The organism is Dyadobacter chenwenxiniae (assembly GCF_022869785.1).
Lineage (GTDB): Bacteria > Bacteroidota > Bacteroidia > Cytophagales > Spirosomataceae > Dyadobacter > Dyadobacter chenwenxiniae.
This window is the reverse complement of record NZ_CP094997.1, coordinates 1984129-2006401: the sequence shown is the minus strand read 5'-3', so window position 1 is coordinate 2006401 and position 22273 is coordinate 1984129. Positions and strand designations below refer to the sequence as shown.

The window sequence follows — 22273 nt, the reverse complement described above, 5'->3', positions numbered from 1 at the left end:
GTGTTATATTTCAGGCTATTAATGGGAGGATTACTGTAAAAAATTCATGATTGCTTTCTACTACGGGCTGTGAAATATCCTTTTGCTGTTCGTTGAGCAGCTTGTATTTGGTGATAATGTTCACAAGTCCCACGCCGGTCGATTCCAGGTTTTCGGCACCGGCGGTCAGTGTTTTCTTCTGCAAATTATTGCGCACCATCAGATTTCCTTCCTGCGTGCTCAATATAAAAATCGTAAGCGGTCGGCTGGCGCGGATTACATTGTGCTTCACGGCATTTTCGACGAGTAATTGCAATGTTAATGGTGGGATCCGGCGGTTAAGCAAATGTTTCTCCACATGCACATAAAGCTTCATTCCGTCGCCGTATCGTGTTTTTAAGAGATGTCCGTAAGATTCGATGAAAGAGAGCTCCTTTTGCAGAGTCGTCAGCTGGCTCAAATCGCTGTCATCCAGGGAGGCGTGATTGGTTTGTAATAAATAGCGATAGACCCGCGCCATTTCGTCCACAAACTGCTCTGCTTTTTGCGGATCTTCGGCGATCAGCGTTGACAATGAATTTAGTGTATTAAACAGGAAATGCGGGCTGACCTGCGCTTTCAAACTTTCCAGTTGCACGTTCACGTTCTCCTTCATCAATCTTTCACGGTTCACTTCATGGTGTTTCCATCTGCCAATCGCATTAATCGTCTCCTGGATTCCCATGACCAGCATAATGGCACCCACATTGACCAGGTAAATGGTCAGGATACGCGGAACTGTGAGTGTAGAGCCGAAGAGCCCGAAGCCAATGTAAAGCCAGGCTATGAACATCAAAAAAACACCGGAAAGGGCCGCGTGTGCAGCTATGGAGACCAAAATGCGCCTTAATGTCTGATCCAGTCTAGGGTAACGCTGGGCAATATTGTTGTTGATCTCAGTTTGAATAAAAAACGTGATCGTCAGCAGAAAACCGTTCAACAATGTGCTTCCTGTAAAAATCTTCCAGTTGCTGATAAAACCGGGGCCGACCATGAGATAATTGAAAAACACCAGGAAAACCGGCATAGTCAGCGCGTACGACCACCGGCTTTTCGGGTTTATTATCCCTGACATTCCCGCTATCCCTTTTCCCTTCGCCATGTTTTGTCGGCCCGTTACGTCGGCCGCGATCTCAGTTTGTTGATGAATTCAAAAGTATAACAGCGTAATAAAAAAGCAGGAATGTTATTTGTATCAATTGAATGAATAAATGCATGAATTGTTCAGAATCCGGAATACTAAAATCAGGCTCTCACCCGGCCGGACAATAATGGCACCGTGACCGTAAAATGCTCCGCTGTCTCCTCCACACGAATCTCCCGGTTGCTCAGCGCGTGATATTTGACCCGAAGTCCGCCAAGGCCGCCCTGATCCGTCCCCATGGCCCGCACTTTGCTCTGAATATTGTTCCGGACCATTATACGCTGGCTAAAAGCAATTTCCACCTTAATGATCAGTGGCTTCGCTTTCGTCATTGTATTGAATTTGATCGCATTATCGATCAACACCTGCAAAACCAGCGGCGGAACAAGCAGTTCACCCGAATACGGATCCGGCTCAACAATTTGCAGGCTCTCGCCATAACGTGCGCCTAACAGCCGCGCATAGGTGTGCAGAAAAGCAAATTCAGCCTGGACCGGAACGAGTTCCGTTTTGGAAGCCTGTAAAATGTAACGGTAGATTTTGGCAAGATCTTCCACAAATTCTTCCGCCTTGTCCTGGTCATCGCTGATCAGGGCAGAAAGCGTGTTCAGGCTGTTGAACAAAAAATGCGGGTTAACCTGTCCTTTGAGGGCATCGAACTGATGCTGCAATGATTCACGTTCCAGCCTTTCACTTTCAGCCTGGTTTTTCTTCCATTGTTCCAAAGAATAAAAAAGACCGAGCAAAGCGCAAAGGAAAACATCAAAGAATGCGCCCAGGATCATAATAGGCCAGATATTTTCCCAAACAAACTGCACTTCAAGCCCCGGGGTAACGCTGTATGCCCAAACATCAAAAGCAGCCAGCACCATTGTAAGCAACCCCACGGCCAGCAACATGGCTATCAAACGGGGTCTAGTCTGGTCCACATTGGGAAAGCGTGCGATGATCCACCGGATCACAATCGTCAGCGAGGCGATCGCAAACCAGTATAGCGCCAAAACGAGCAGCGTGGCTTTAACGAAAACCGAAAATTCCTGAAAATAGGAAGTGCCGATGAAATAATAATTACCGACAATACAGAACACGGGCATCATGAACAGATGATACCACCATTCGTATCTCGAAAAAAAGCGCGGCCTCACAATTTGTGCGGAAGAGGGTTTGGAAGATAAAACCAAAAATAACGAACCCGAAATAATTACTGATCAGTCCGCTGATGTTTTTTAGATCATTTGCATCTTTCCGTAATAACTACATGAACGCCGCGTAACGCTCGCTTCCACGGCTTTGGTCTCATAATATCGGCTTGTTGCAGTTAAATTTCCCGCTCAGGAAGACGCACCAACCTGTTCAACGCCAGCCCAAGGCGACCCCTGCACCCGCATAGGAAGCGAGCGGGTTGGCTATGAGTGGCGGGGTGTATCTTAGTTTCAAAATGTAAATCCAACGGTCGGTTACCAGGTTGATGCGTAGTCCGGCAATGCCTGCTGGTGTGATGAGGCGCTGTCCGTTGGTTCCGCCATGCAGGCCGCGGTCGTATAGGTCAACGAAAAAGGACCCCAGACCTGCCTCAAAATAGGTTTCAATGTTGCGGTAACCCGGCTGTGGGATGCAGGACCGGCGTTTATACGGGTTCAAAATAAAGCAATGGGTTAATGCAGCTGAAAAAGCGGGGCTCCGAAAATCCCGCTCAGCGACAGCGCCTATCCCGGCCTGAATATTCCAGAACGAAATTTTGGAATAACCAAATGCGGCCTCGGCCGTAAAAGCGCCCTTTGGAGCAATCCCAAACATTTCCACGCCGAATGCGCCGCGTATACGTGTGTAATGTGGCTGCGCGGCAGTGAGGGATGTATTGAGAATGAAAAGTAAAATGAGTCTGGCGGACACTGAGCAGGGTTTTGCCTTTCAACGTAAGAAATCCACGTGCTAGTATGTGTGAAGTATTTTGCTTGGTAACCGTCCTGTTTCTGTCCGGCCATTACAATGAAGTTACCATTAGAAATTCATCCGCGCCGGAAACAAATGCAATTCCTAGGTAAATACAATCAAGCTTCGCGTTATCATCCCGCCGGGATTTTCAAACCTTATTTTCAACCCCGTTTTCACAGACAGGTCATCTACCAATCTTAGACCCAGTCCGGAAAGCCCTTTTCCGGCGTCTTTCTGAGAGAGGATTTCCAGGTAATCGGCCTGGCTGAATGCTTTGCCTTCGTTTTCGATAAACAGCGTGAGCTGATTTGATTCCCGCGACATGCCGAGTCTTATCGATCCGTTTTCTTCCGAAGCCTTTACGGCATTTTGGAGCAGGTTTCTGACAATCGCTTGCAGATAGTTGGGGTCGGTTTTTACAATGGTCTGCGCCGGGATGTTATTTTCAATTTGAAGGTTTTTAGCATCGACGTTCAGTTGCAGCAACTTCAAGCTCTGCAAGGCGACCAGGGAAACGTCCACGGGCTGGATGTCGGCTTGAAACTGGTTCATCTGGGTTTTTGACCACAATAGCAGGTCCTCCATTGTTTCCAGGAGCGAACCCGTGGCAGTTTGGATTTTTTCACTGAGTTCGGCTTTCTGGACTTCGGAAAGCAGCTTGGGATTGAGCTGCTGCAATTTCAGGAATTGGTAAACCTGGCTGATTGGTGAGCGCAGATCGTGGCTGATAATGCTGAAAAGCTTGGCCTTCGTGCTGTTGGCTTCTTCCAACTCAGCAATCAGCTTAGCGAGTTCCTTGTTTTTGCGATCCAGGATTTCAGCGTTTTTTCGCTTATTCCTGTAAATAACACCAAGTAGAACCAACGATAACGCGAGCAGCAACAGCCCTGAAATGAGCCATATAAGCTGCTTTTTTGTCTTATCGATCTGAATATTTTTCACTTCGATCTGCTGCTGCTTGTCTTTGTTCTGATATTGCGCCTCGGCGTCCGCAATGCTTTTTCGGGACGATTCCAGATAGAGCGAATCGCGGATCGGCGCATATTTGTCGTAGTATGCAAACGCCTGCTGCCACTGACCGTTCGCAGCATAGCATTTGGCGAGTGATTGTAAAAGGGCAGCGTGGATTTCCAGCCCCAGTGCAGCGCTGTTTGGTTCCGCCGCCTTCAAAACAGGCAGTGCCTTCGCATATTTCTTTTGCCCCATGTACAATGTTCCCGTCATGAAATCGACCTGTGACATTAAAAATTCATTCGCCCATTTCGGCGCCAGATCATTGGCGCGCTTGATGAAAATGGCGGCGCTGTCCAGCTTATTGGCCGACAGGTAAAAATCAGCAAATGTGAGGTCCGATGCGATTTTGTTGGTTCGGCGGCCTGCACTCTGGTTGTCGGGTGTGATCATTCCAGCCAGGCTGTCGTAATAGATTTTCGCGTTCCCCGGTTGCTTCAGTAATATGTAAACGTCCGCCATATCCTTGTAGTAATGGTTCAGATAAGGCTTATGTGCGACAATGTAATTTCTGGCCTCCTTACCGTAATAAAGCCCTTTTTCGCCCTGCGCCATATCAATGTAAAGCTCTGACAAGCTCAGCAGGTCTACCGCCACATCTTCCCTGTCTTTAATCACCCCATCCCGGATCAGTTTCTTTTTAATGGCGATGCCTTTCAGCAAATAATTGATCTGCGTGTTATATTGCCCTTTCACAAAATAGTAATTTCCGATCGTGGCATAAAGTGAAGCTTTATCGCGTTCGTTTTTGGTTGTATCAATGCTGGCCAGCATTTCCTTGAGGGCCCCTTCGCTCTTGTGCGTGTGGCCGGCCGTGTTGGAGTATGAATATAGTAGCCGCTGTAAAGAAATGAGGATGCGAACGGACAACTTGCCCTTACGCGCGTCCGCGAGTGATTTTTCGTGAAAATAGATCGAGCTGTCGGGATCGGAGCTTTCAAATGCGAAGCCCAGATTGTAATAAAAAATAGAGCGGTAATACCAGTCGTTGGCCGGCGCGATTTTCAGCGCGTATTTTGACACCACTTTTTCCCGCTCCACCTCTTCGTGCGCCGCCAGAGAATCGCATAAGTCCGCAAGCGCTTCCAGTTTATCCCGATTGGTTTTATAGCGGGATAGGTCAGGAACAGCCTGCGCATGAATGTTTATTATGAAGACATTAGTGAAAACGAAAACCAGTAAAATCTGCTTCATAGTCAAAGTCGGAGCTTTGCAATTGCTGATCGATATGTTTTGCCAACGGGGATGACGGTATTATTACAAACCACCTCTGAATGCCGCAGCTCCTTAATTTGGTTCAAAGAGACGGCGTAGCTGCGGTGTATACGCATAAAGCGGTCCGACGGAAGTTGCTCCATGAAGCACGTCAGCGTGGACAAGGTGACGTAATTTTTTTGCTGTGTGATAATCTTGGTATAATCCTGCATCGCTTCCAGATAAATAATGTCCTTCTGAGACAATTTAACCTGATTATGACCTTCCTTAATGGTAAGTGTATCATCCCCAAAAAGCACTTCATAAGCCTCGGCACGATGTTTCATTAGCGCATATTCGCGAATTCTCCGTGCCGTTTCCTGAAAACGCGCCTCGGTTAATGGTTTCAGGATATAATCTAATGCGGAAAGCTCGTAACCTTCAATGGCAAACTCGTGATGAGATGTAATGAAAACGGCGATATCAACTTCATTCCTGATCTTCCTTAAAAGCTCCAAACCCGTAAAACCGGGCATTTCAATGTCCAGAAAAACAAGATCGGGCTTGATATATTGCTGCGCTTCATAACCTTCCAGCGCATTGGCAAATGTGCCGCAGTTTTGCAGAAAGGGAAATGCTTTTGCGAATTCGGAAATGAAAAGCAAATCGAGCGGATTATCGTCAATCGCAATAAAACGGATCCCGGGAAGCGAACTGGCGGTCATAAAAGATTTAGTAAATGATCTTCAATATATGCAAAAGGATTCTCTGCCGATATCCGCTAAGTAAAAAGGCGATTCAATATAAAACGGTGGCTTCCACCATTCAGTTTTTCAGGATGGCAGCGGAGTCTGTCTTGAATATAGCGATCTGATAAGCAGTCCGGTTCCGCGGATTTCTGGTGGCGAGCGGGAATCTTTTCGGCCCGAATGTTAATGTGGCATGGGTGGCACTTTGTAACTGCTCGCCACCCGTTTTTGGTAAAACAATGTAATGTACTTGATATTTAGCTAGTTTTTTGCGCAGCGCCTCCACTTCCGCGGGTTCGTTCGTTGAGGTAAAAACCAGATATTCCCAGGGGAAAAAGGGTCGGGGAAGGAAGGCCCGCGAGCGGCTGGTGGTGGCTATATTTGCGTCAGCCGGCAGCTTTTCGTTAAGCCAGACGCTTTCTGCATACCCGTTTGCAGAATTCATCAAGACGGTGGTTCTCAGGTTGTCGGAAAAAAGGGAAGGCGCTAGTGCGAATAACCCGATTGTTACAAACGGCACCATGCAAAACAATTGCGCCCGCATCAGCCAGTTGAAGTATTTGAAATTTGTTGCCTGGCCATAAGCGGTGATAAACAGGGGAATTGTCCATAAAAGCGGCTCCATAAGAAACCGTGATGACAGCTGGCTTCCAATGGAAATGGCTACGAGCAAAAACAAAATGCTGGCGATTTCAGCTTTGGCGGTTCTGAAAAGGAACGGTAAAAACCCAAAAATAATGATGCCTGAGCCCAGTATGGCCGAGACTTTCCCGATGCTGTCAGTTAGTAACAGGTTTGCAGGAAAGGGAAATGACGACTCGCGGAAATTTTTGATATAATGGTGAAATCTTTGGATAACCGGGTCAGGCTCAGAAAAAAAGCCTTCCAGCAGCGGGGACAGGGGATCACCAAAGTGAACCCACCTGAAAAGCAACTGCGGCCCAAGGATTAATAATGTAAGGAATGCGAAGTTGGCTGCGACGGTTGATAGCAAAATGTTTTTCGGCCGCTTCATTACAAACAAAACAACCAGCGCCGCAATGCTGATCAGGAACGAGTATTTTAAACCCGCAGCAAACAAAATGGCCAGCATTAGCAAACGAATGCGCGCCAGCGTGGAATGCCCGGAATTGCTTATAAAAAGGAAGCAAACCGTTGTACAAAGAATGCCTGTCAGCTGATGTTTTTGATTTGGCAAGAGAAACAATAATGTAGGGATTGCTGCAAGAAATACGGAAACGGCCAGTTTTTGCCCGGGTACGAACCTTGCCGAAAGCGCGCGCATTGTATAAAGCAGCGCGACCATTTGAATAAATGCGCCAAGTTGCGGGCAACCGTTCGCAACGCCCAGCAAATTAATCATCTCCCCGAACCCTGCCAGCCTGTAATGCAGATGGTCACGGTTAAACCAGAGGCTTCCTTTCTGCAAGATTTCGACAGGCAGCGCAAGATGATAATTTAATGAATCGGAATCTGTCGGGACGGTGAGGGAAAGCAGGAAATAGCTACCCAGGACGGCAATCAGGACCCATGCTGTGATGAATTCAAAAGATTGCAGCGCTCGGAAAACCGCTAATTTCTCTCTTACAAAGCCCCCAAAATCCGCTCTCCGGCGCACAACAATGAACATGCCACAAAGAACGATTCCCCAGAAAATCACTTTTAGTAAAAATACTGAAACGAGTCCAAAAAGGCCGATCAGCCAGATCAGCCAGGAAAGCGCGAGGAGCCCTGCAAAGAAATAAAGCGCGCTTTGGACTGGTTCAGCAGTTTTGAAAAGCCGCTTTCCTATATCGTTGCTGATAATCGCCAAACTCGTTCCCAGGCTCAGAGTAAGTAAAACGGAGAGAGGTGAAGAGATAAAATAGCCGCTCAACGAATTCATAGTGATTTTTGAGGCAAGATAGGATTAATGCTTTACCGGGGCAAATTGATATATGCCACCGTTACCGACATTTATACTGCATATCCAGCGCCCTGCGATTGGAATAAAATCCGTCTTTCGGATAGCCGCCCGCGTCGTATTTGAATGTGTAATCCAATACGGTAACCTTTCCATTGGCGGGATAAGTGATGGTGACTTTTGTTCGATTATTGGTGGAAAGTAAATGTTCCTGATCATCAAAAAAGGCGCCCTGGATTGTATATAGCCTTTTGAATGGGTTAGGATTGTTGTCATATTGATATTCGTTCACTGTGATCAGCTCACTTTTAGGCGAATATCTTTTTAATGTTACGAGGTTTCCTTTGGCATCGATTTCCAGTTCTATCCGATCGTATTCTTTCTCTACGTAACTTTTCGGATCATCCGCATTACCGGTGCGCTCGAAAAGGCTTCTTTTAACCCGGGCCATGTTACCATTTGCCCATTCAACATTTACCCTTTGCCTTGGAAGTGTTTTCTTTTCGTACCAGGTTTTACTGGACAAAAGGCCATTGTCTGCGTATTCAAATCGGATGACATTTTCATTATCTGAGTTGCTGATAGCGGAGGGTTTCTCCTCATTGTAATAGTAGCTGATCGTGCTTGTTATTTTGGTTGTGTCTCCAAAATAGCCTGTATATGCGTATGTGGTGCCGGTGATGAGGTTTTGTTTATTATAGTTGATCTCCATTTTCGCCCCGCTGCCTGTGGTGTCCGTAACATAGCTGGTGAGCAGGCACCCCTCGCTTCCCAGCGGTACTTTGTCCGCATCTTTGTCTTTGCAGGCCAGGAAAATCAATGTAAATACGACAAGTACAAGTTGTTTCATTGGCTGCGGGATCTTGCTTGATGAAGTTAATACACAATTGATTATCAAAGCGGGAACGCACATTGATATACCATTCCCGGGCATGCGAAATGTGACGAAGACGATAAAAATAGTATAATCCTTCATTTGATGCCTTACCACTATTTATGAAAATTGTTTAAGCCAGGATTTACAAACGCATGAAACCACAATTGGCCCAGATAAGATGGTATCGGATCATTCCGGTTGTTTTTGTAACATATAGTCTTGCTTACCTGGACAGGGCCAACTTCGGTTTTGCGGTTGCCGGCGGTATGGCCGGAGATTTGAACATTACCCCTAACACATCCACATTACTCAGTTCGCTTTTCTTTCTGGGTTATTTCTTTTTCCAGATCCCCGGAGCTCAATATGCAGCGCATAAGGCAGCCAAAAAGTTGATTTTCATTTCATTGATCTGCTGGGGCGCATTGGCAGCGGCCACGGGAATGGTAAACGACACCACCACGCTGATCGTGATCCGCTTCATGCTCGGTGTGGTAGAAAGCGCTGTGATGCCTGCAATGCTTATTTTGCTGAGCCAATGGTTCACCAAAGAAGAACGCTCGCGGGCCAACACATTCCTGATCCTCGGAAACCCGGTTACGGTTCTTTGGATGTCGGTTTTATCCGGTTATCTCATTGATTCAATGGGCTGGCGATGGATGTTTATCATTCAGGGGTTACCGGGAATTCTTTGGGCTTTTATCTGGTGGAAACTCATTGATGAACGCCCTATGGAAGCTAAATGGCTTTCGGACGAGGAGAAAAAGGAATTGGAAAAACGTTTGCAGGAAGAACAGGTGGGCATAAAACCTGTCAAGAATTATGCGGAGGCTTTCAAGTCCAGGAAAGTGATTTTGCTGTCGCTTCAATATCTTTTGTGGAGCGTTGGTGTTTATGGATTCGTCATGTGGCTGCCGTCTATCATTAAGGCTGCACCGGACATGAGTATGGTCACCACGGGCTGGTTATCGTCTGTTCCTTATTTGCTCGCAGTGATAGGAATGCTGAGCGCGTCTTACTTTTCGGACAAATCGGGCAACAGGAAGCTGTTTATCTGGCCGTTCCTACTGATTGCCGCTATCTGTTTATATGCTACGGTGTGGCTTGGCCCGGACAAGTTCTGGCTTTCTTATGGGTTGCTTGTTATTGCGGGAGGTGCGTTATATACACCATATGGCCCATTTTTCGCTGCTATTGCCGATGTTTTGCCAAAAAATGTGATCGGCGGGGCGATCGGACTGATCAACAGTCTGGGCGCGTTGGGATCTTTTGCAGGCTCTTATCTGGTAGGTTATCTTAATAGTGAAACGGGAAATTTCAATGCATCCTATACACTCATGTCCGGCGCGCTGGTCCTGGCTACTATGATCACATTGATTGTGATACCGGCACCTGAAAAAAGGAAGGTTGCAGCGATTTAATGCAGTGTAATGTGATCGCCTTCCCGCACAATGCCACTTTCCAGCCCGACGACATTTTGCCCGAAAAATATATCCTTTCCTTCTTTTCGGTAAGTTGACAATGCTTTCAGCGTCTCAGGACTTTTTATGCCCGTTTTAGGGTCAATGTTGACCATTATGCAGCGCTCGCAAGGCTTGGCCACCTGGAAGCTTGTATTTCCGATCGTTATGGTTTTCCACGAGTCTTCCTCAAAAGGAGTAGTGCCCGCAACAACGAAATTTGGCCGAAAGCGCTTCATTTCAACGGATTGAGAAAGTTTGCTGTTTAAATGGTCCAGTGAGGCCTGGGATATGAGAAGAAATGGGAAATCGTCCGCAAAGCTAACCGTGTGACCTGTCCCTGCATAAGCAGGGTTCATTGGACGCTGCGTTTCAGGAGTCATTTCTACAATGCGCACAATCTTGCCGAGCCGTTCACTCAACCATTCATCTGCCAGGTTTGAAATTGTTCTTGCCAAAACCCGATCACTCCATATTTTTACTTCAATCTCATCGTCATTTTCCCGTTCGAAAGGGACAAGGATTTGGTTGACAGGATCATAACGATGGGAAATCAACAAGCCATCCTCTGAAAACGCAACATCCAGCAAAGTCATTTGTGCGTTGGTTCGCTGGGTAAGAAAAGTGCCTTTTTCATCTACTATCAGCCAGCGCCGGTCATATTGCAAACCACGTTCTTCGGCAAGCGATTCTTTCAAACGGATTCCCCCGAGGGACTTTACAGGATAAACCCATATTTCTGATAAAAACATTGGCGGGAGATTGTGGTGTTTGGTCTGAAATTCGGTACAATGATTTGATTTGGTTAAAAAACCATTCCCAGAATAATATTGGTACAATTGTTTATTATATTCAGAAAAAGGAATCGGATTAATTACACTTAACATTCTGTAAAGCATTGAAGACCCGTATTGCCATCCTAGGCGGTGGCCCAAGTGCATTATTTGTCTTAAAAAGATTTGTAGAAGCTGGTCAGAAAGACCTTGAAATACACATTTTTGAAAGTAAGAAACTGCTGGGCGCAGGAATGCCTTACAGTTATCAAGGCTCTAACCAAGAGCATGTTACCAACGTTTCAGATAACGAAATCCCAGAGATTGTAACCTCTATCGAAGAATGGATCCAGACCGTGCCCGAGGATGTGCTCACCCGGTTTGGGGTGGACCGGGACGGGTTTAATGAATATAAAGTGTTGCCCAGGCTATTGTTTGGTCAATATCTGTCCGCACAATTTGATCTGTTATTAAAAAAGGCAGAAAGGCTGGGCTTGCAGACGCATGTTCACACTGGTTGCAGGGTGATTGACATCACGGATGTTCCCGGCGAAAAAAAGGTGGATATTACAATTGAGACATCAGGAGTGTCGCGTTTTAATCGTGTGGTGATTTGCACCGGGCACAACTGGCCGGTGAAACACGAGGGAACCATACCCGGCTATTTTGATTCGCCGTATCCTCCTGCCAAGCTGAAATTGCAACTCAATCATCCGGTTGCGATCAGAGGGTCATCATTAACCGCCATAGATGCCATGCGTACACTGGCCCGGAATAATGGGGCATTTCATACGGAAGAAGATGGAACGGTTGTGTTTGTCCCTTCGGAAGAAAGCCCCGATTTTAAGCTGGTTATGCATTCCAGGAACGGGCTTTTGCCTGCCATTCGCTTCCATTTGGAGGACCCGCTGCTGTCTGATGAGGCATTGTTGACGGAAGATGAAATTGAGGAGAACAGACAGGCAAATGATGGTTTCCTGCAACTGGATTATATTTTTGAAAAGGCCTTTATAGATCTGTTTCGGGAAAAAGATCCTGAATTTTACGAACGCATTAAAGATCAAAGCATTGAGGAGTTTGTGGAAATGATGATGGGATTGCGCGAAAAAATGGAGCCGTTCGCGCTTTTCAGAAGAGAATATGCGGAAGCTGAAAAGTCGATCAGGAGCGAGAAATCCATTCATTGGAAGGAGATTCTGGCGGTTTTGAGTTATGTGCTAAATTATCCTGCCAAATATATGTCGGCTGAGGACCGTTTGAGATTGCAAAAGGTTTTGATGCCGCTCATTTCAATTGTCATTGCGTTTGTGCCTCAGAGCTCTGCCAAGGAAATGCTGGCGCTGGACGATGCCGGAAAGCTGGAAATCGTTTCCGTAGGAGATGATAGTGAGGTAGATCCGGAAAGCAAAGGTGGAGTCACTTATCGCTATACCGATCATTCCGGGGAAGCCAAAGCGGTTTATTACAACACATTTGTGGACTGCATTGGCCAGCCACATTTACCTTTTGAGAGTTTTCCGTTTAAAAGCCTCATTGCAAACGGCACTGTGCGGCCGGCGCATTTGAAATTCAGATCCTCCCAAGCGGGCGGAGAGGCGGTTGCAAGCGGTAATAAGGACGTTGAACAAACTGGGAGGGAAGATTTTTTCCTCAAAGTGCCCGGCATAGCGATCACTGATAATTTCCAGGTTATTTCACGTTCAGGGGACATTAATCACCGCATTTACATTATGGCTGTTCCTTATATCGGGGGTTACAACCCGGATTATTCTGGACTGGATTTCTGCGAACAGGCTTCATTAACCATAGTAGGCAGTATTTTGGAAGATTAGCGTGTGTCTCAGACTGGTTTAACAAACAATTTTTTTGACAAATAAGTATTTTGAGAACGATCAATGCTTGTTCTCAATAAACCCAAATCTAAAATGTTCCGACCTGCCATACTCGCCCTGCTGTTGAACTTTGCTTTTGTATGTGCAAATGCACAAGCGCTTAACACGCTTTCCGCCACTGAAAAGAAGGATGGCTGGAAACTTTTATTCGACGGAAAAGACTTCAAAGGCTGGCATGCATATGGCGGTAAGGAAGTTGGTTCCGCCTGGGTTGTAGACCAGGGCGCAATCAAATTGAATGTTCCGGAGCGTGCCGGAAACAAGGCCAAAAATGGGGGCGACATTGTAATCGATGAGGTTGTGAGTGGTGATTTTGAGTTTAAAGCAGAATGGAAAGTGAGCAAATATGCCAACAGCGGCATTTTCTTTTTTGTAACAGAATCCCCAAAATATAAGAACATGCATGACACCGGCCTTGAATTGCAGGTGATCGATGACAAAATTTATGAGGGCGCCAGAGAAAATACCCACCGTGCGAGCGACTTTTTCGGCATAGCCAATGCGCGACTGAGGGAAGGAAACCCGGAAGGTGAATGGAACAAGATCCATTTTATTGTAAAAAAGGGCAAGCTTACCGTTTACCAAAACGAATTCATGGTGCAGGAGCATGACCTCAACAGCGCTGACTGGAAGCAAAAAGTAGCCGGCAGCGGATTTAAAGCGGCACCCATTTCCAAAGGCTCGTATGCCGGAAGAATCGGATTGCAGGATTGGGGAAGCACAGTCTGGTATCGCAACATTAAGCTTCGCAAGCTTTAAACTCGGTCAGGAATAATGTGTTAAAGGAGTGGAAAAAACAGTTCAGGAGCGCTTGAATTTGATCTTGTCGTGCAGATTCTGAGCGATCTTTTTTCCCTGTCTCTGCCCATCATCACAGGTTTTTCGATAATGGATGCCTCCGTAAACGCGCGAATTGCCGGCTTCGATAGCGGCTTCTTCGAATGAATTGAAAGATCTTGGCGCAAAACCCAGGCGGTTATACGAGTTGTCTGTGAATTTGTAATGATCACCAAATAATAAGGTGAGGGTCCGCGCTGCCGCAGCGGAAATAACTGCATGGCCGGAAGGATATTCGGGATGCGGAGGCGTGATAATGAATGTTTTCCAGTCGGGTTTGTTCATCACGGTGCGGATGTAAGTGACTGGCCTCAGTCCATTATAAAGATATTTTCCTTTGAAAACGCTGATAGTTGCTTCTGCACAGGCAATGCTGAGTTTTGCGTTTGCTACCACAGCTGTTTCCATGTTGGATTTTTCTTTGATCAGCAATTGGTTTAAAATAGAAAGCCAATGCGCTCCGCCATAACTTTTGCCATCGGGATCGTCTGCCCAAAAAAGCGCAATCGCTTTTTGCTCCGGTGAAAGACTTTGTGAAATGTCGTAAACTTCCTTCACCTGTGCATAGTAAGGCGAAGCCGGGTCTGTGGAGTAGGGGATTGGTTTTTGGCCGTCTGCACCTTCATCACTACCGATAAAGACAGAGCGGTTTTTGCCCCAGTTTGTTAGCGACGCGGGCATATTTGAAGGTGGCGTTGGAAGCCAGGCGCCTGTAACAGCCGGAATGTTGAAAGGTGTTTTGTCATCATTCCCATCCGTTTTGGCCCAACTGAAAACGGCATCCGCAATGCTCTTTCCAAATGTGGCAGATCTGGCCAGTTCATCGGATTTATTATCTTTTTGAAATAATGCAGCAAGAGCGGCTTCCAGGGAGTCAATGGACGCCTTGTTGGCTGGGGAGGTCATTGGATATAAGCTTTTGGTGATGGAAGCCATTGCTGCATTTGCGGATGCCGGCCAGTAATATGTTTCACCTTTTTGAATAGATGGAAGTGCTTGTAATCCATTCAGTTGTGAGGCGATAGATTGATATTCAGGCATTCCGGGAACTACGGATTCGTAGAGCGTAATGCCTGTATACACGCATCTTCGAAGTGTGACGGGCGGTGGTGCAGGTGTGGTCTGGGCTATTTTGAGCTGCAAATCGATCCATGAAGTTACAACGTCAGCCGGAAATGAAGAAACGTCATTTTTAGATTTAACGGCATGGGGATCGGCCGATACCGCACTAACTGAGCTGATAACCAGCCAAACAGCGATCTGGATGATATGCCGGAATTTTAAACATTGCTTCATGAGACATATTTGTTTGTGATAAACCAATTTACATATATTATTTCCCCAAGCCTAAGACCTTTCAGGAAATCAGGCGGAAATTTTATTTACCGTAAATGGTTCACAACCAGCGTGTCAGCTTGAAGCAAAGCTTATTTTAATCCCAGCGTTTTGTTATAATATTGAACGGTCTGAATGACCGATTGCAGATTTGTCGGCTTCTCCTGGCGATCACGTTCGATAATGATGTGACCCTTAAAATTCTGTCTTTCCAACTCTTTAAAAACAGCAGGGAAGTCGATTACGCCGGTTCCTGCGACCACATCCACAAGTTTTGGATCATTGTAAGCGGCAATGTCTTTAAGATGGATCGCGATAATGTGACCTTCCAGCTTCTTCAATGCGTCCACTGGATTAATGCCGCTTTTAGGCATATGGCCCAGGTCAGCGCAAACGCCAAAGTTAGGATGACCTTTTAATGCCGCCAGGGTTGAATCGGGATGCCAGTAAGCGCTGGTCCCTTTCCAGTGGTTGTGAATGGCGAGTTTCATTCCGTAAACACCGGCAAGGCTGTCGATGCTGTCCCACATTTTTACAGGCGGCTCAGCGGTCACGTATTTCACCTTGAATTGTTTTGCTATCTCGAATTCCCTTTTCCAGTCATTCACCGTTTTGCCCCCCACGAGGTAAATGCTTTCCATTTTCAGGTTGGTTTTATCCAGCATTGTTTTGAGTTGGGCTATTCCCGAGGGCGACAATTTCATCATAATCGAATCCTTCAATTCAGGACCGGCTTTTGCAAAGGTGAAGCCCTCTACATATTTCAGGCCAGCGCTGTCTGCTTTGGCCAACTGCCCGGAGAAAGAGAACGGATTAAAAGTATAAAGCGCCACGCCGAGCTTCCAGTCGCGCGGCGGCCAGTGGTTCATAGCTGTCCATGTGAAACAGGCAATCAACAAGCAGGCAGATTTGAATAACAATATAGATTTTTTCATTGAAGATCATGTTTTGATTGATTAAGCGCTTCGATCCATTTTTTTACTAAGCCGGGTGCCAATGTTCTGCATAAAACTAAAAAATATTTTCGGTTTTTAATTTTAATTGGTATTTTTGGAATCATAAAATTGTTACTATTGATAACAATTTACTCAACTTCCGTCATGAATCAGCCTGCTTCTAAAAGCGATGTTGCAAAACAGCTGCAAAAAGAAATCCTTTCTTTGCAGGGGTTCAAAACAGCATCTGACGGGCCGCAGCGTTCATTTGATTTTGGAGAGTTGGAAGCGGCCTTTCCGAATCAGGTTTTTCCAACGGGAGCAGTTCATGAATTTTTAAGCACTGCGCGGGAGGACGCGGCTGCAACAACCGGTTTCATGATGGGGCTGCTGGGGAAATTGCTGGAAAAGGGTGGGGCATGTCTATGGATCAGCATGAACCGCACACTTTTTCCTCCGGCTATGAAATTTTTCGGAATAGAGCCGGATAAGGTAATTTTTATTGATCTCGACAAAGAACAGGATGTGTTGTGGGCTGTTGAAGAGTCGTTGAAATGTGATGCACTCACCGCCGTCGTGGGGGAATTGAATGAGATAACATTAACTCAGTCAAGGCGCTTGCAGCTGGCTGTGGAGCATAGCCGTGTAACTGGATTTCTCCATCGCTGTAATCCCAGGAGCCTGAATACACTGGCATGTGTATCCAGGTGGAAAGTAAAGCCCATTCCAAGTCAACTGGAAGAGGATATGCCGGGTGTAGGCTTTCCCCGCTGGCACGTCCAACTCCTAAAAGTCCGCAACGGGGAGCCTGGCGAGTGGAAACTGGAATGGTCCGGCGGCCGGTTTAACTATCTGGAACGGAAGGTGAAGGTTTTGGGAAAGGAGACAATGCTGCAAGTTGGTTGAGTGAAATTTACTTCCCCATCTGCCTTTTAAAAAATGCCCAGGTTTCTTCAAAAATATCGAAATCGGTCAGGAACTCGTGTTTGCCGTTGATGACTTTCAGCAAGGTAACTTCGGGTTTACCCTTCTTTTGATAAGTGTATTTTTCTACGGTAATGTTGTTGTTTTTATCGCCGTCCGGCATCATCGATTTTACCGGCATGCCATCGTAACCATCCAATTTGGCCCAATACTGGAATGATTGGTCCGTAGCGCGAACATGGCCTAGTGTCACGCCTGCCGTTTTTACTTCACCGCCGTTGTAAGGATTGGTTTCGTCAGCCGTTCCGTTTGTGATCATGACGGGTAAAGGAACGTTAAGCGCCGCGCAGTCCATATTTTCATCGGTAGGCATATTGGCCACAATCGCCGAAATTGCCTTGATCTTATCAGGCATAGTCAATGCCAGTTTGTAAGACATATGTCCGCCTCCCGAAAATCCGGTTGCGAAAACCTGGGCTTTGTTGATTTTATATTGATCAGAAAAGAAGTCGATCATCGCTGAGAAAAATGCTTCCTCATTCAAATTTTCCTTATTAGCGATCGCTGTGGACGCCTTCCGGCATTCATTCCAATATTTTTTATATCCAGCAGGATAAACCAGAACCAAATTTTCAGCCTCAGCCTTGGCCTGTAATTTCGCAGCTCTCGGTGCAAAACCCATCGGTTCACCACCCGAGCCGTGCAAGATAAAAATAAGGCTGGCGCCAGGTTTGACTTTCACGGATTTATCATAAACAAACACCCGGTGACGACTCTCAATCAATAATGAGTCAGAAACCAGTTGTGCATGGGCAGAAAGGCACGAAATCAATAGCAGCGCAGGAAAAATGTACTTGAACATGTTACAAATCAGGAATAAATATGTTCTGCAATTTACATCTTAGCCCAAAATATTGTCAGCTTTTTATTAAATAACATGAGCGATGTACTCTTGTCCCACCATCAAGCATTTTCCAGCGTAGCGATATCGAACTTACTCATTTGCAGAAAAGCCTCTATCACCCGCGGCGCCTTTTCCGGATCCGACATTAGCTTAGATAATACACTCGGAACAATCTGCCACGACATGCCGAATTTATCATCCAGCCAGCCGCATTGGCTGTATTTGCCACCGTCGCCAAGCCTTTCCCAGTAATAATCGATTTCTTCCTGTGTGTCACATTCGACTACGAAGGAAGTGGCAGGCGAAAATTTGTAATGCGGACCGCCGTTTAGGCCCATGAATTTGAAACCGTTCAACTCGAAGGTCACAACCATCGGATTTTCGGAGGTTATTTTTGAGCTTTTAAAAATGGAACAGTAATAATCGGCTGCTTCCCGGGCATTTCCGTCGTACCAAAGGCATGGGTAAAGGGGCTTTATCATTTGATCGCAGTTTAGTTGTTTACAATTGTCCGCCAATTAAATTCCGTTCGCTGTTACTACTGGCTAACAGCGAAAAATCGTTCCTACGTCTGGGGTCTGCTCTTACATGAAAGACGTTGCTTCACATCGCTCCACAGACCGGTTGTAAATGTATGTGCAATTAATCGGTTGCGCAAATTAGTTTGGAAATTTTTATGACTGTTGCGGCAGGAGATTATATTTGGTTAAGACTCCACCTATTCATCCGTCCCAATTATGAGATTGCTGCAATTTTTCTTCTTCTTGATTATTTCAAATGCTTCATTTGCCCAGCATGTGCGTGATTCTTCATTTGTTTTAAATAAATATTATGGCTTGCTGAATGGCAGCGCAGCATCGGGACAGAAGCGGGTTGAATTGCAATCGGACATTGATACCACCTGGAACCGATGGAAGGAACGGGGATATAGTTTCGGATTTTTGCCTTCCAAAACACCCATGTATACCACCATTAATGGTATTTTGAGTACGCCTTACATGATCCAGGTGCGGGGTAATGCCGAAGAGCGAAACAAAAAACGCTGGGGCTATCATGTTTTCGAGGGTTATGCCAAAGATGACAAATCGCGCATTACCATGCTGGTAAACAAGCACATTGAAATGGATCGACCCGTTGCAGAACTGTATTATTATTCAACGGTGTACAATCACGACGAAACCGCTTATAACTGGTTCAAAATCGGCTCCGACGTAAAGCAGCATTCCTTTCTGTTTGGCAGGGATAAAGCGATATTTTACGGCTCATTGAAGCTGACCAACGCACTGACATTAGGTCAAATCGGAAAAGAAGACATTTCGTTAACGAAACCAGCAGGAGACGACGAGCAAAATGCGGAGAAAGATGCCAAATATGTAAATTATAATGAGCTGAAAAACGGTGGTGACGGAACCATCTTTTACGACAAAGACCGGGATATGGTAGTCATAAAGATCAAAGGCAAATGGATGAAAGTGGCCGTGGAGGCATTACCGGAAGGTGTGGAATATGGGTTTTGAGGATAACATCCTTGCATTATTTGCCTGGTATAGAATGTAAGATAGAAAAGACGGCCCTCGTAAGGTGACCGTCTTTTCCAATTGTTTAATTTAACCCTGCACCTTTTCCAAATAAGCATCCAGCTTGTCAAATGTTCCGCTGAAACCTTCCTGCATATTATCCATGATTGAGAAATAGGTTTCTTCCTGGGCGGTTGTTGCGTTGATGGGATGGCCCTGGATTGTCAATGTGGTTATTCCATCCTTTTCTTCTAATGTGATCTGATTGAAGACTTCCAACGGAAAATCCATAGGAAATGGCGAAGTGATAATATTCCCTTCCGCGTCAGCAAAGGAATTGACGAATTCAAGTAAATCGTCGCGCCGGATGTTTTTGTATTGAAATAATCCCCACATTTCGTGGCCGTTTCCCTCCATTTTATAATGCGTGCTGCCCCCGGTACGAAAGTCAAAACGCAAAACGGAAAGTTGGCTGCCAGCCGGTCCCCACCATTCGCCGAATGATTCTGGCGATGCAAATGCGTCAAAAACAAGCGTTTTTGGTGCTTTGAATTCCCGTACAATTTTCAACCCTGCTCTTTTTTGTGTTTGCTGTTCCATTTTATTTGTTGTTTGATTAATTCGTTTTGGATTCTTCGTCTGACGGATTACTACTCTGTATCTTGTCCAGGTAACTTCCCAGGGCATCGAATTTCGCATTCCAGAATTGTTTGTACTGATCGACCCAGTCAGACACTTCGCTCAGCCCATCCAGTTTAGCCTCGCAAAACCTTTCCCGGCCTTCCTGCCGCACAACCACCATACCACATTCAGCCAGGATCTTGATATGCTGCGAAATAGCTGGCCTGCTGATATCAAAATTTTCAGCAATGCTGTTAAGGTTCATTGATTTATGCGCGACCAAACTGATAATTTGTCGCCTTGTAGGATCTGCTATGGCCTGAAAAACATCCCTTCTTGCTTCAATGGACATGATATGTAAGTATTTGGTTACGCAAATGTATATGTAAGTATTTGGTTACGCAAATATTTGAGAAAAAACTTTTGCAACTATAAAGTTGCGCTTATCTTTGCCTCATCACATGGCTTAAAATTCGGCATATGCCCAAGGAGTTTAGAAGAGATGTATTTCAGGCTATTGCAGATCCCACGCGCAGGGCGATATTGGGCATGATTGCTTTGCAGGCGATGACACCCAATGCGTTGGCCGAACATTTTGATACCAGCCGACAGGCTGTTTCAAAACATATAAAAATACTGACCGAGTGCCAGTTGATCAGGCAAGAGTCTTCTGGAAGGGAAATTTATTATCATTTCAATGCAAAGCGAATGAGGGAAGTAGACCAGTGGCTCGAACAGTTCAAAAAGCTTTGGGAAGATCGATTTAATCAGCTAGACCAAGTATTACATAACTTAAAACCAAATGATTATGAAGACTGAACTGTTGTTGAATTTTACCGTTGATAAGGAAAATAAAAAAATTCATGTGGAGCGGGAATTTGCCGCTTCGATAGCCAAAGTCTGGGCTGCTTGGACGCAAAAAGAGTTGCTGGAACAATGGTGGGCGCCAAAGCCCTGGAAAGCCAGAACGAAAGAAATGGATTTCAGCGAAGGAGGACACTGGTTGTATGCAATGGTCGGCCCGGAAGGTGAAGAGCATTGGGCACGAATGGATTACAAATCGATTACCGCGCAAAAATCCTATTCAGCCCTGGATTTTTTCTGTGACGAAAATGGTAAACCGAGCGATTTTCTTCCTGGCTCACAATGGCTTACGTCCTTCAAGGAAACCAGTAATAACACAATCGTGGATGTTTTGCTGACATTCAACGAACTTTCAGATCTTGAAAAACACATTGAAATGGGTTTCAAAGAGGGTTTCCTAATGGCATTCGAAAATCTCGACGAAGTGCTGGAACATCAGCAATAAGTTGGTACATTAATAAAGCTCTAAATCGGTTCGGTCCGGTTTGGGGCTTTATTTATCCTGGATTTTATCAGGGTCTTTAATACGCTATGCCACTTTCCTGAATGTGAGATTGATCCTTGCTTTCATGGGTTTAGCCGATTTGGCAATGCGATGCTCCCAAAATTTTTGTAAATCACCTTTCATGAGCAGCAAAGAACCATTGCCTAATTCTAATGAATATTGCTGTCTGTGGTGGTCTTTATTTCTAAAATCAAAATTACGCGGCTGCCCCAAACTAACGGATGCGATTTCCGTTTTTAGGCCTGTAATTGTATCCTTGTCGCTATGCCAGGCAACCGAATCACTGCCATCGCGATAATAATTTAGCAATACTCCGTTGAAAATGATCCCGGTGTGTTCTTCGACTTTCATTTTGATCGCACGCAGTTCATCCGTCCATGGGATAGGGGGCCTTACATCATCCTGCCGGATGGGGCGGTCGCCAAACCAGGCACATAATCTGGGAGTCAATACTTCTTTATCATACATCATAACTTTGGTCTGCTGCCAGGAGACTGTTTCAAGAAAAAATTTCAGATACCGCTCACTTTCCATTTTCCCAAAGAATCCCGGCCTATATTCCATCAGATGTTCCGGGAGAAGCAAATGCTCCCCGTCTTCAAATAACTTAAACTGCTCCATTTCACATTCTCTTCTATTTCTTTCCTATTGGCTTTCTTTCGTTCATTTTGCCAGATTCCGGGTTCCTCAAAATTCATTTCCCAAGTCTTCTTCTTTCTGGTTTCTTCAAATAATGGCGGTTGATTTAATGCAGGCATTACCAAGCTGTTTTAGTGTGTAAAAATGATTTTGTCAACAAAACAAAGTAAAGAAAATCCTTGCGATTAAGCAAGAGATTTGATATCATTGTGACCAAATTAAAGATATTGAAAGTATCA

General features: G+C 45.5%; 22 protein-coding genes. 7 read left to right on the top strand and 15 right to left on the bottom strand.

Annotation, left to right across the window (positions count from 1 at the left end; translation table 11 throughout):
- Positions 1–10: 10 nt before the first annotated feature.
- From MUK70_RS08270 to MUK70_RS08240, 7 genes are all read right to left on the bottom strand, one after another.
- Positions 11–1120 carry a sensor histidine kinase gene (locus MUK70_RS08270; protein WP_234655922.1) on the bottom strand — a complete coding sequence of 370 codons (1110 nt, stop codon included), beginning with the start codon at positions 1118–1120 and terminating at the stop codon, positions 11–13.
- Between the two features lie 143 nt (positions 1121–1263).
- Entirely contained in the window at positions 1264–2307 is a 1044-nt protein-coding gene (locus tag MUK70_RS08265) for a sensor histidine kinase (RefSeq protein WP_234655923.1), read from the bottom strand.
- 208 nt (positions 2308–2515) lie between these two features.
- Complete coding sequence (locus MUK70_RS08260; RefSeq protein ID WP_234655924.1) at positions 2516–3055, bottom strand: hypothetical protein; 540 nt, start codon at positions 3053–3055, stop codon at positions 2516–2518.
- Between the two features lie 144 nt (positions 3056–3199).
- Entirely contained in the window at positions 3200–5302 is a 2103-nt protein-coding gene (locus MUK70_RS08255; RefSeq protein WP_234655925.1) for a tetratricopeptide repeat-containing sensor histidine kinase, read from the bottom strand.
- Positions 5303–5304: 2 nt separating this feature from the next.
- The gene (locus MUK70_RS08250) at positions 5305–6027 is read right to left on the bottom strand and encodes a LytR/AlgR family response regulator transcription factor (protein WP_234655926.1); all 723 of its coding nucleotides are present in this window, start codon (positions 6025–6027) and stop codon (positions 5305–5307) included.
- Between the two features lie 100 nt (positions 6028–6127).
- Positions 6128–7936: a DUF1420 family protein gene (locus tag MUK70_RS08245; RefSeq protein WP_234655927.1), complete on the bottom strand. Its 1809-nt coding sequence runs from the start codon at positions 7934–7936 to the stop codon at positions 6128–6130.
- Between the two features lie 61 nt (positions 7937–7997).
- Positions 7998–8804: a hypothetical protein gene (locus MUK70_RS08240; protein WP_234606885.1), complete on the bottom strand. Its 807-nt coding sequence runs from the start codon at positions 8802–8804 to the stop codon at positions 7998–8000.
- Positions 8805–8983: 179 nt separating this feature from the next.
- On the opposite strand from MUK70_RS08240, the gene MUK70_RS08235 reads away from it, so the two are divergent.
- The gene (locus MUK70_RS08235; RefSeq protein ID WP_234655928.1) at positions 8984–10249 is read left to right on the top strand and encodes an MFS transporter; all 1266 of its coding nucleotides are present in this window, start codon (positions 8984–8986) and stop codon (positions 10247–10249) included.
- On the opposite strand, the gene MUK70_RS08230 is transcribed toward MUK70_RS08235, so the two are convergent.
- Complete coding sequence (locus tag MUK70_RS08230; RefSeq protein ID WP_234655929.1) at positions 10246–11040, bottom strand: MOSC domain-containing protein; 795 nt, start codon at positions 11038–11040, stop codon at positions 10246–10248. The genes MUK70_RS08235 and MUK70_RS08230 overlap by 4 nt on opposite strands.
- 146 nt (positions 11041–11186) lie before the next feature.
- Between MUK70_RS08230 and MUK70_RS08225 the strand changes: the two genes are divergently transcribed.
- Positions 11187–12893, top strand: a complete 1707-nt coding sequence (locus tag MUK70_RS08225) for an FAD/NAD(P)-binding protein (protein WP_234655930.1) — start codon at positions 11187–11189, stop codon at positions 12891–12893.
- 93 nt (positions 12894–12986) lie between these two features.
- Positions 12987–13712 carry a 3-keto-disaccharide hydrolase gene (locus MUK70_RS08220; RefSeq protein ID WP_234655931.1) on the top strand — a complete coding sequence of 242 codons (726 nt, stop codon included), beginning with the start codon at positions 12987–12989 and terminating at the stop codon, positions 13710–13712.
- Between the two features lie 42 nt (positions 13713–13754).
- On the opposite strand, the gene MUK70_RS08215 is transcribed toward MUK70_RS08220, so the two are convergent.
- Together MUK70_RS08215 and MUK70_RS08210 are read right to left on the bottom strand one after the other, a co-directional pair.
- Positions 13755–15086 carry a vanadium-dependent haloperoxidase gene (locus MUK70_RS08215; protein WP_234655932.1) on the bottom strand — a complete coding sequence of 444 codons (1332 nt, stop codon included), beginning with the start codon at positions 15084–15086 and terminating at the stop codon, positions 13755–13757.
- A gap of 131 nt (positions 15087–15217) precedes the next feature.
- Positions 15218–16060 (bottom strand): sugar phosphate isomerase/epimerase family protein, encoded by an 843-nt coding sequence (locus MUK70_RS08210; protein ID WP_234606891.1) that lies wholly within the window; start codon positions 16058–16060, stop codon positions 15218–15220.
- A 138-nt stretch (positions 16061–16198) separates the two neighbouring features.
- On the opposite strand from MUK70_RS08210, the gene MUK70_RS08205 reads away from it, so the two are divergent.
- Positions 16199–16966 carry an ImuA family protein gene (locus MUK70_RS08205; protein ID WP_244784757.1) on the top strand — a complete coding sequence of 256 codons (768 nt, stop codon included), beginning with the start codon at positions 16199–16201 and terminating at the stop codon, positions 16964–16966.
- A 7-nt stretch (positions 16967–16973) separates the two neighbouring features.
- Here MUK70_RS08205 and MUK70_RS08200 read toward each other — a convergent pair whose 3' ends face one another.
- On the bottom strand, positions 16974–17846 hold the full coding sequence (locus MUK70_RS08200) for a CE1 family esterase (protein ID WP_234655934.1): 873 nt from the start codon (positions 17844–17846) through the stop codon (positions 16974–16976).
- Positions 17847–17947: 101 nt separating this feature from the next.
- Entirely contained in the window at positions 17948–18370 is a 423-nt protein-coding gene (locus tag MUK70_RS08195; protein WP_234655935.1) for a VOC family protein, read from the bottom strand.
- 255 nt (positions 18371–18625) lie between these two features.
- Here MUK70_RS08195 and MUK70_RS08190 point away from each other — a divergent pair, with 255 nt between their 5' ends.
- Positions 18626–19405 (top strand): hypothetical protein, encoded by a 780-nt coding sequence (locus tag MUK70_RS08190; protein ID WP_234655936.1) that lies wholly within the window; start codon positions 18626–18628, stop codon positions 19403–19405.
- Positions 19406–19495: 90 nt separating this feature from the next.
- Here MUK70_RS08190 and MUK70_RS08185 read toward each other — a convergent pair whose 3' ends face one another.
- A complete protein-coding gene (locus MUK70_RS08185; RefSeq protein ID WP_234655937.1) occupies positions 19496–20005 on the bottom strand; it encodes an SRPBCC family protein in 510 nt (169 codons plus the stop codon).
- Positions 20006–20021: 16 nt separating this feature from the next.
- Positions 20022–20378 (bottom strand): ArsR/SmtB family transcription factor, encoded by a 357-nt coding sequence (locus MUK70_RS08180; protein WP_234606897.1) that lies wholly within the window; start codon positions 20376–20378, stop codon positions 20022–20024.
- Positions 20379–20506: 128 nt separating this feature from the next.
- Between MUK70_RS08180 and MUK70_RS08175 the strand changes: the two genes are divergently transcribed.
- Both MUK70_RS08175 and MUK70_RS08170 read left to right on the top strand, forming a co-directional pair.
- The gene (locus tag MUK70_RS08175) at positions 20507–20845 is read left to right on the top strand and encodes an ArsR/SmtB family transcription factor (RefSeq protein ID WP_234606898.1); all 339 of its coding nucleotides are present in this window, start codon (positions 20507–20509) and stop codon (positions 20843–20845) included.
- Positions 20835–21335 (top strand): SRPBCC family protein, encoded by a 501-nt coding sequence (locus tag MUK70_RS08170; protein WP_234606899.1) that lies wholly within the window; start codon positions 20835–20837, stop codon positions 21333–21335. The genes MUK70_RS08175 and MUK70_RS08170 overlap by 11 nt, the downstream gene beginning before the upstream one ends.
- Before the next feature lie 84 nt (positions 21336–21419).
- Here MUK70_RS08170 and MUK70_RS08165 read toward each other — a convergent pair whose 3' ends face one another.
- The gene (locus MUK70_RS08165) at positions 21420–22016 is read right to left on the bottom strand and encodes an alpha-ketoglutarate-dependent dioxygenase AlkB family protein (RefSeq protein ID WP_234655938.1); all 597 of its coding nucleotides are present in this window, start codon (positions 22014–22016) and stop codon (positions 21420–21422) included.
- Positions 22017–22273 lie beyond the last annotated feature (257 nt).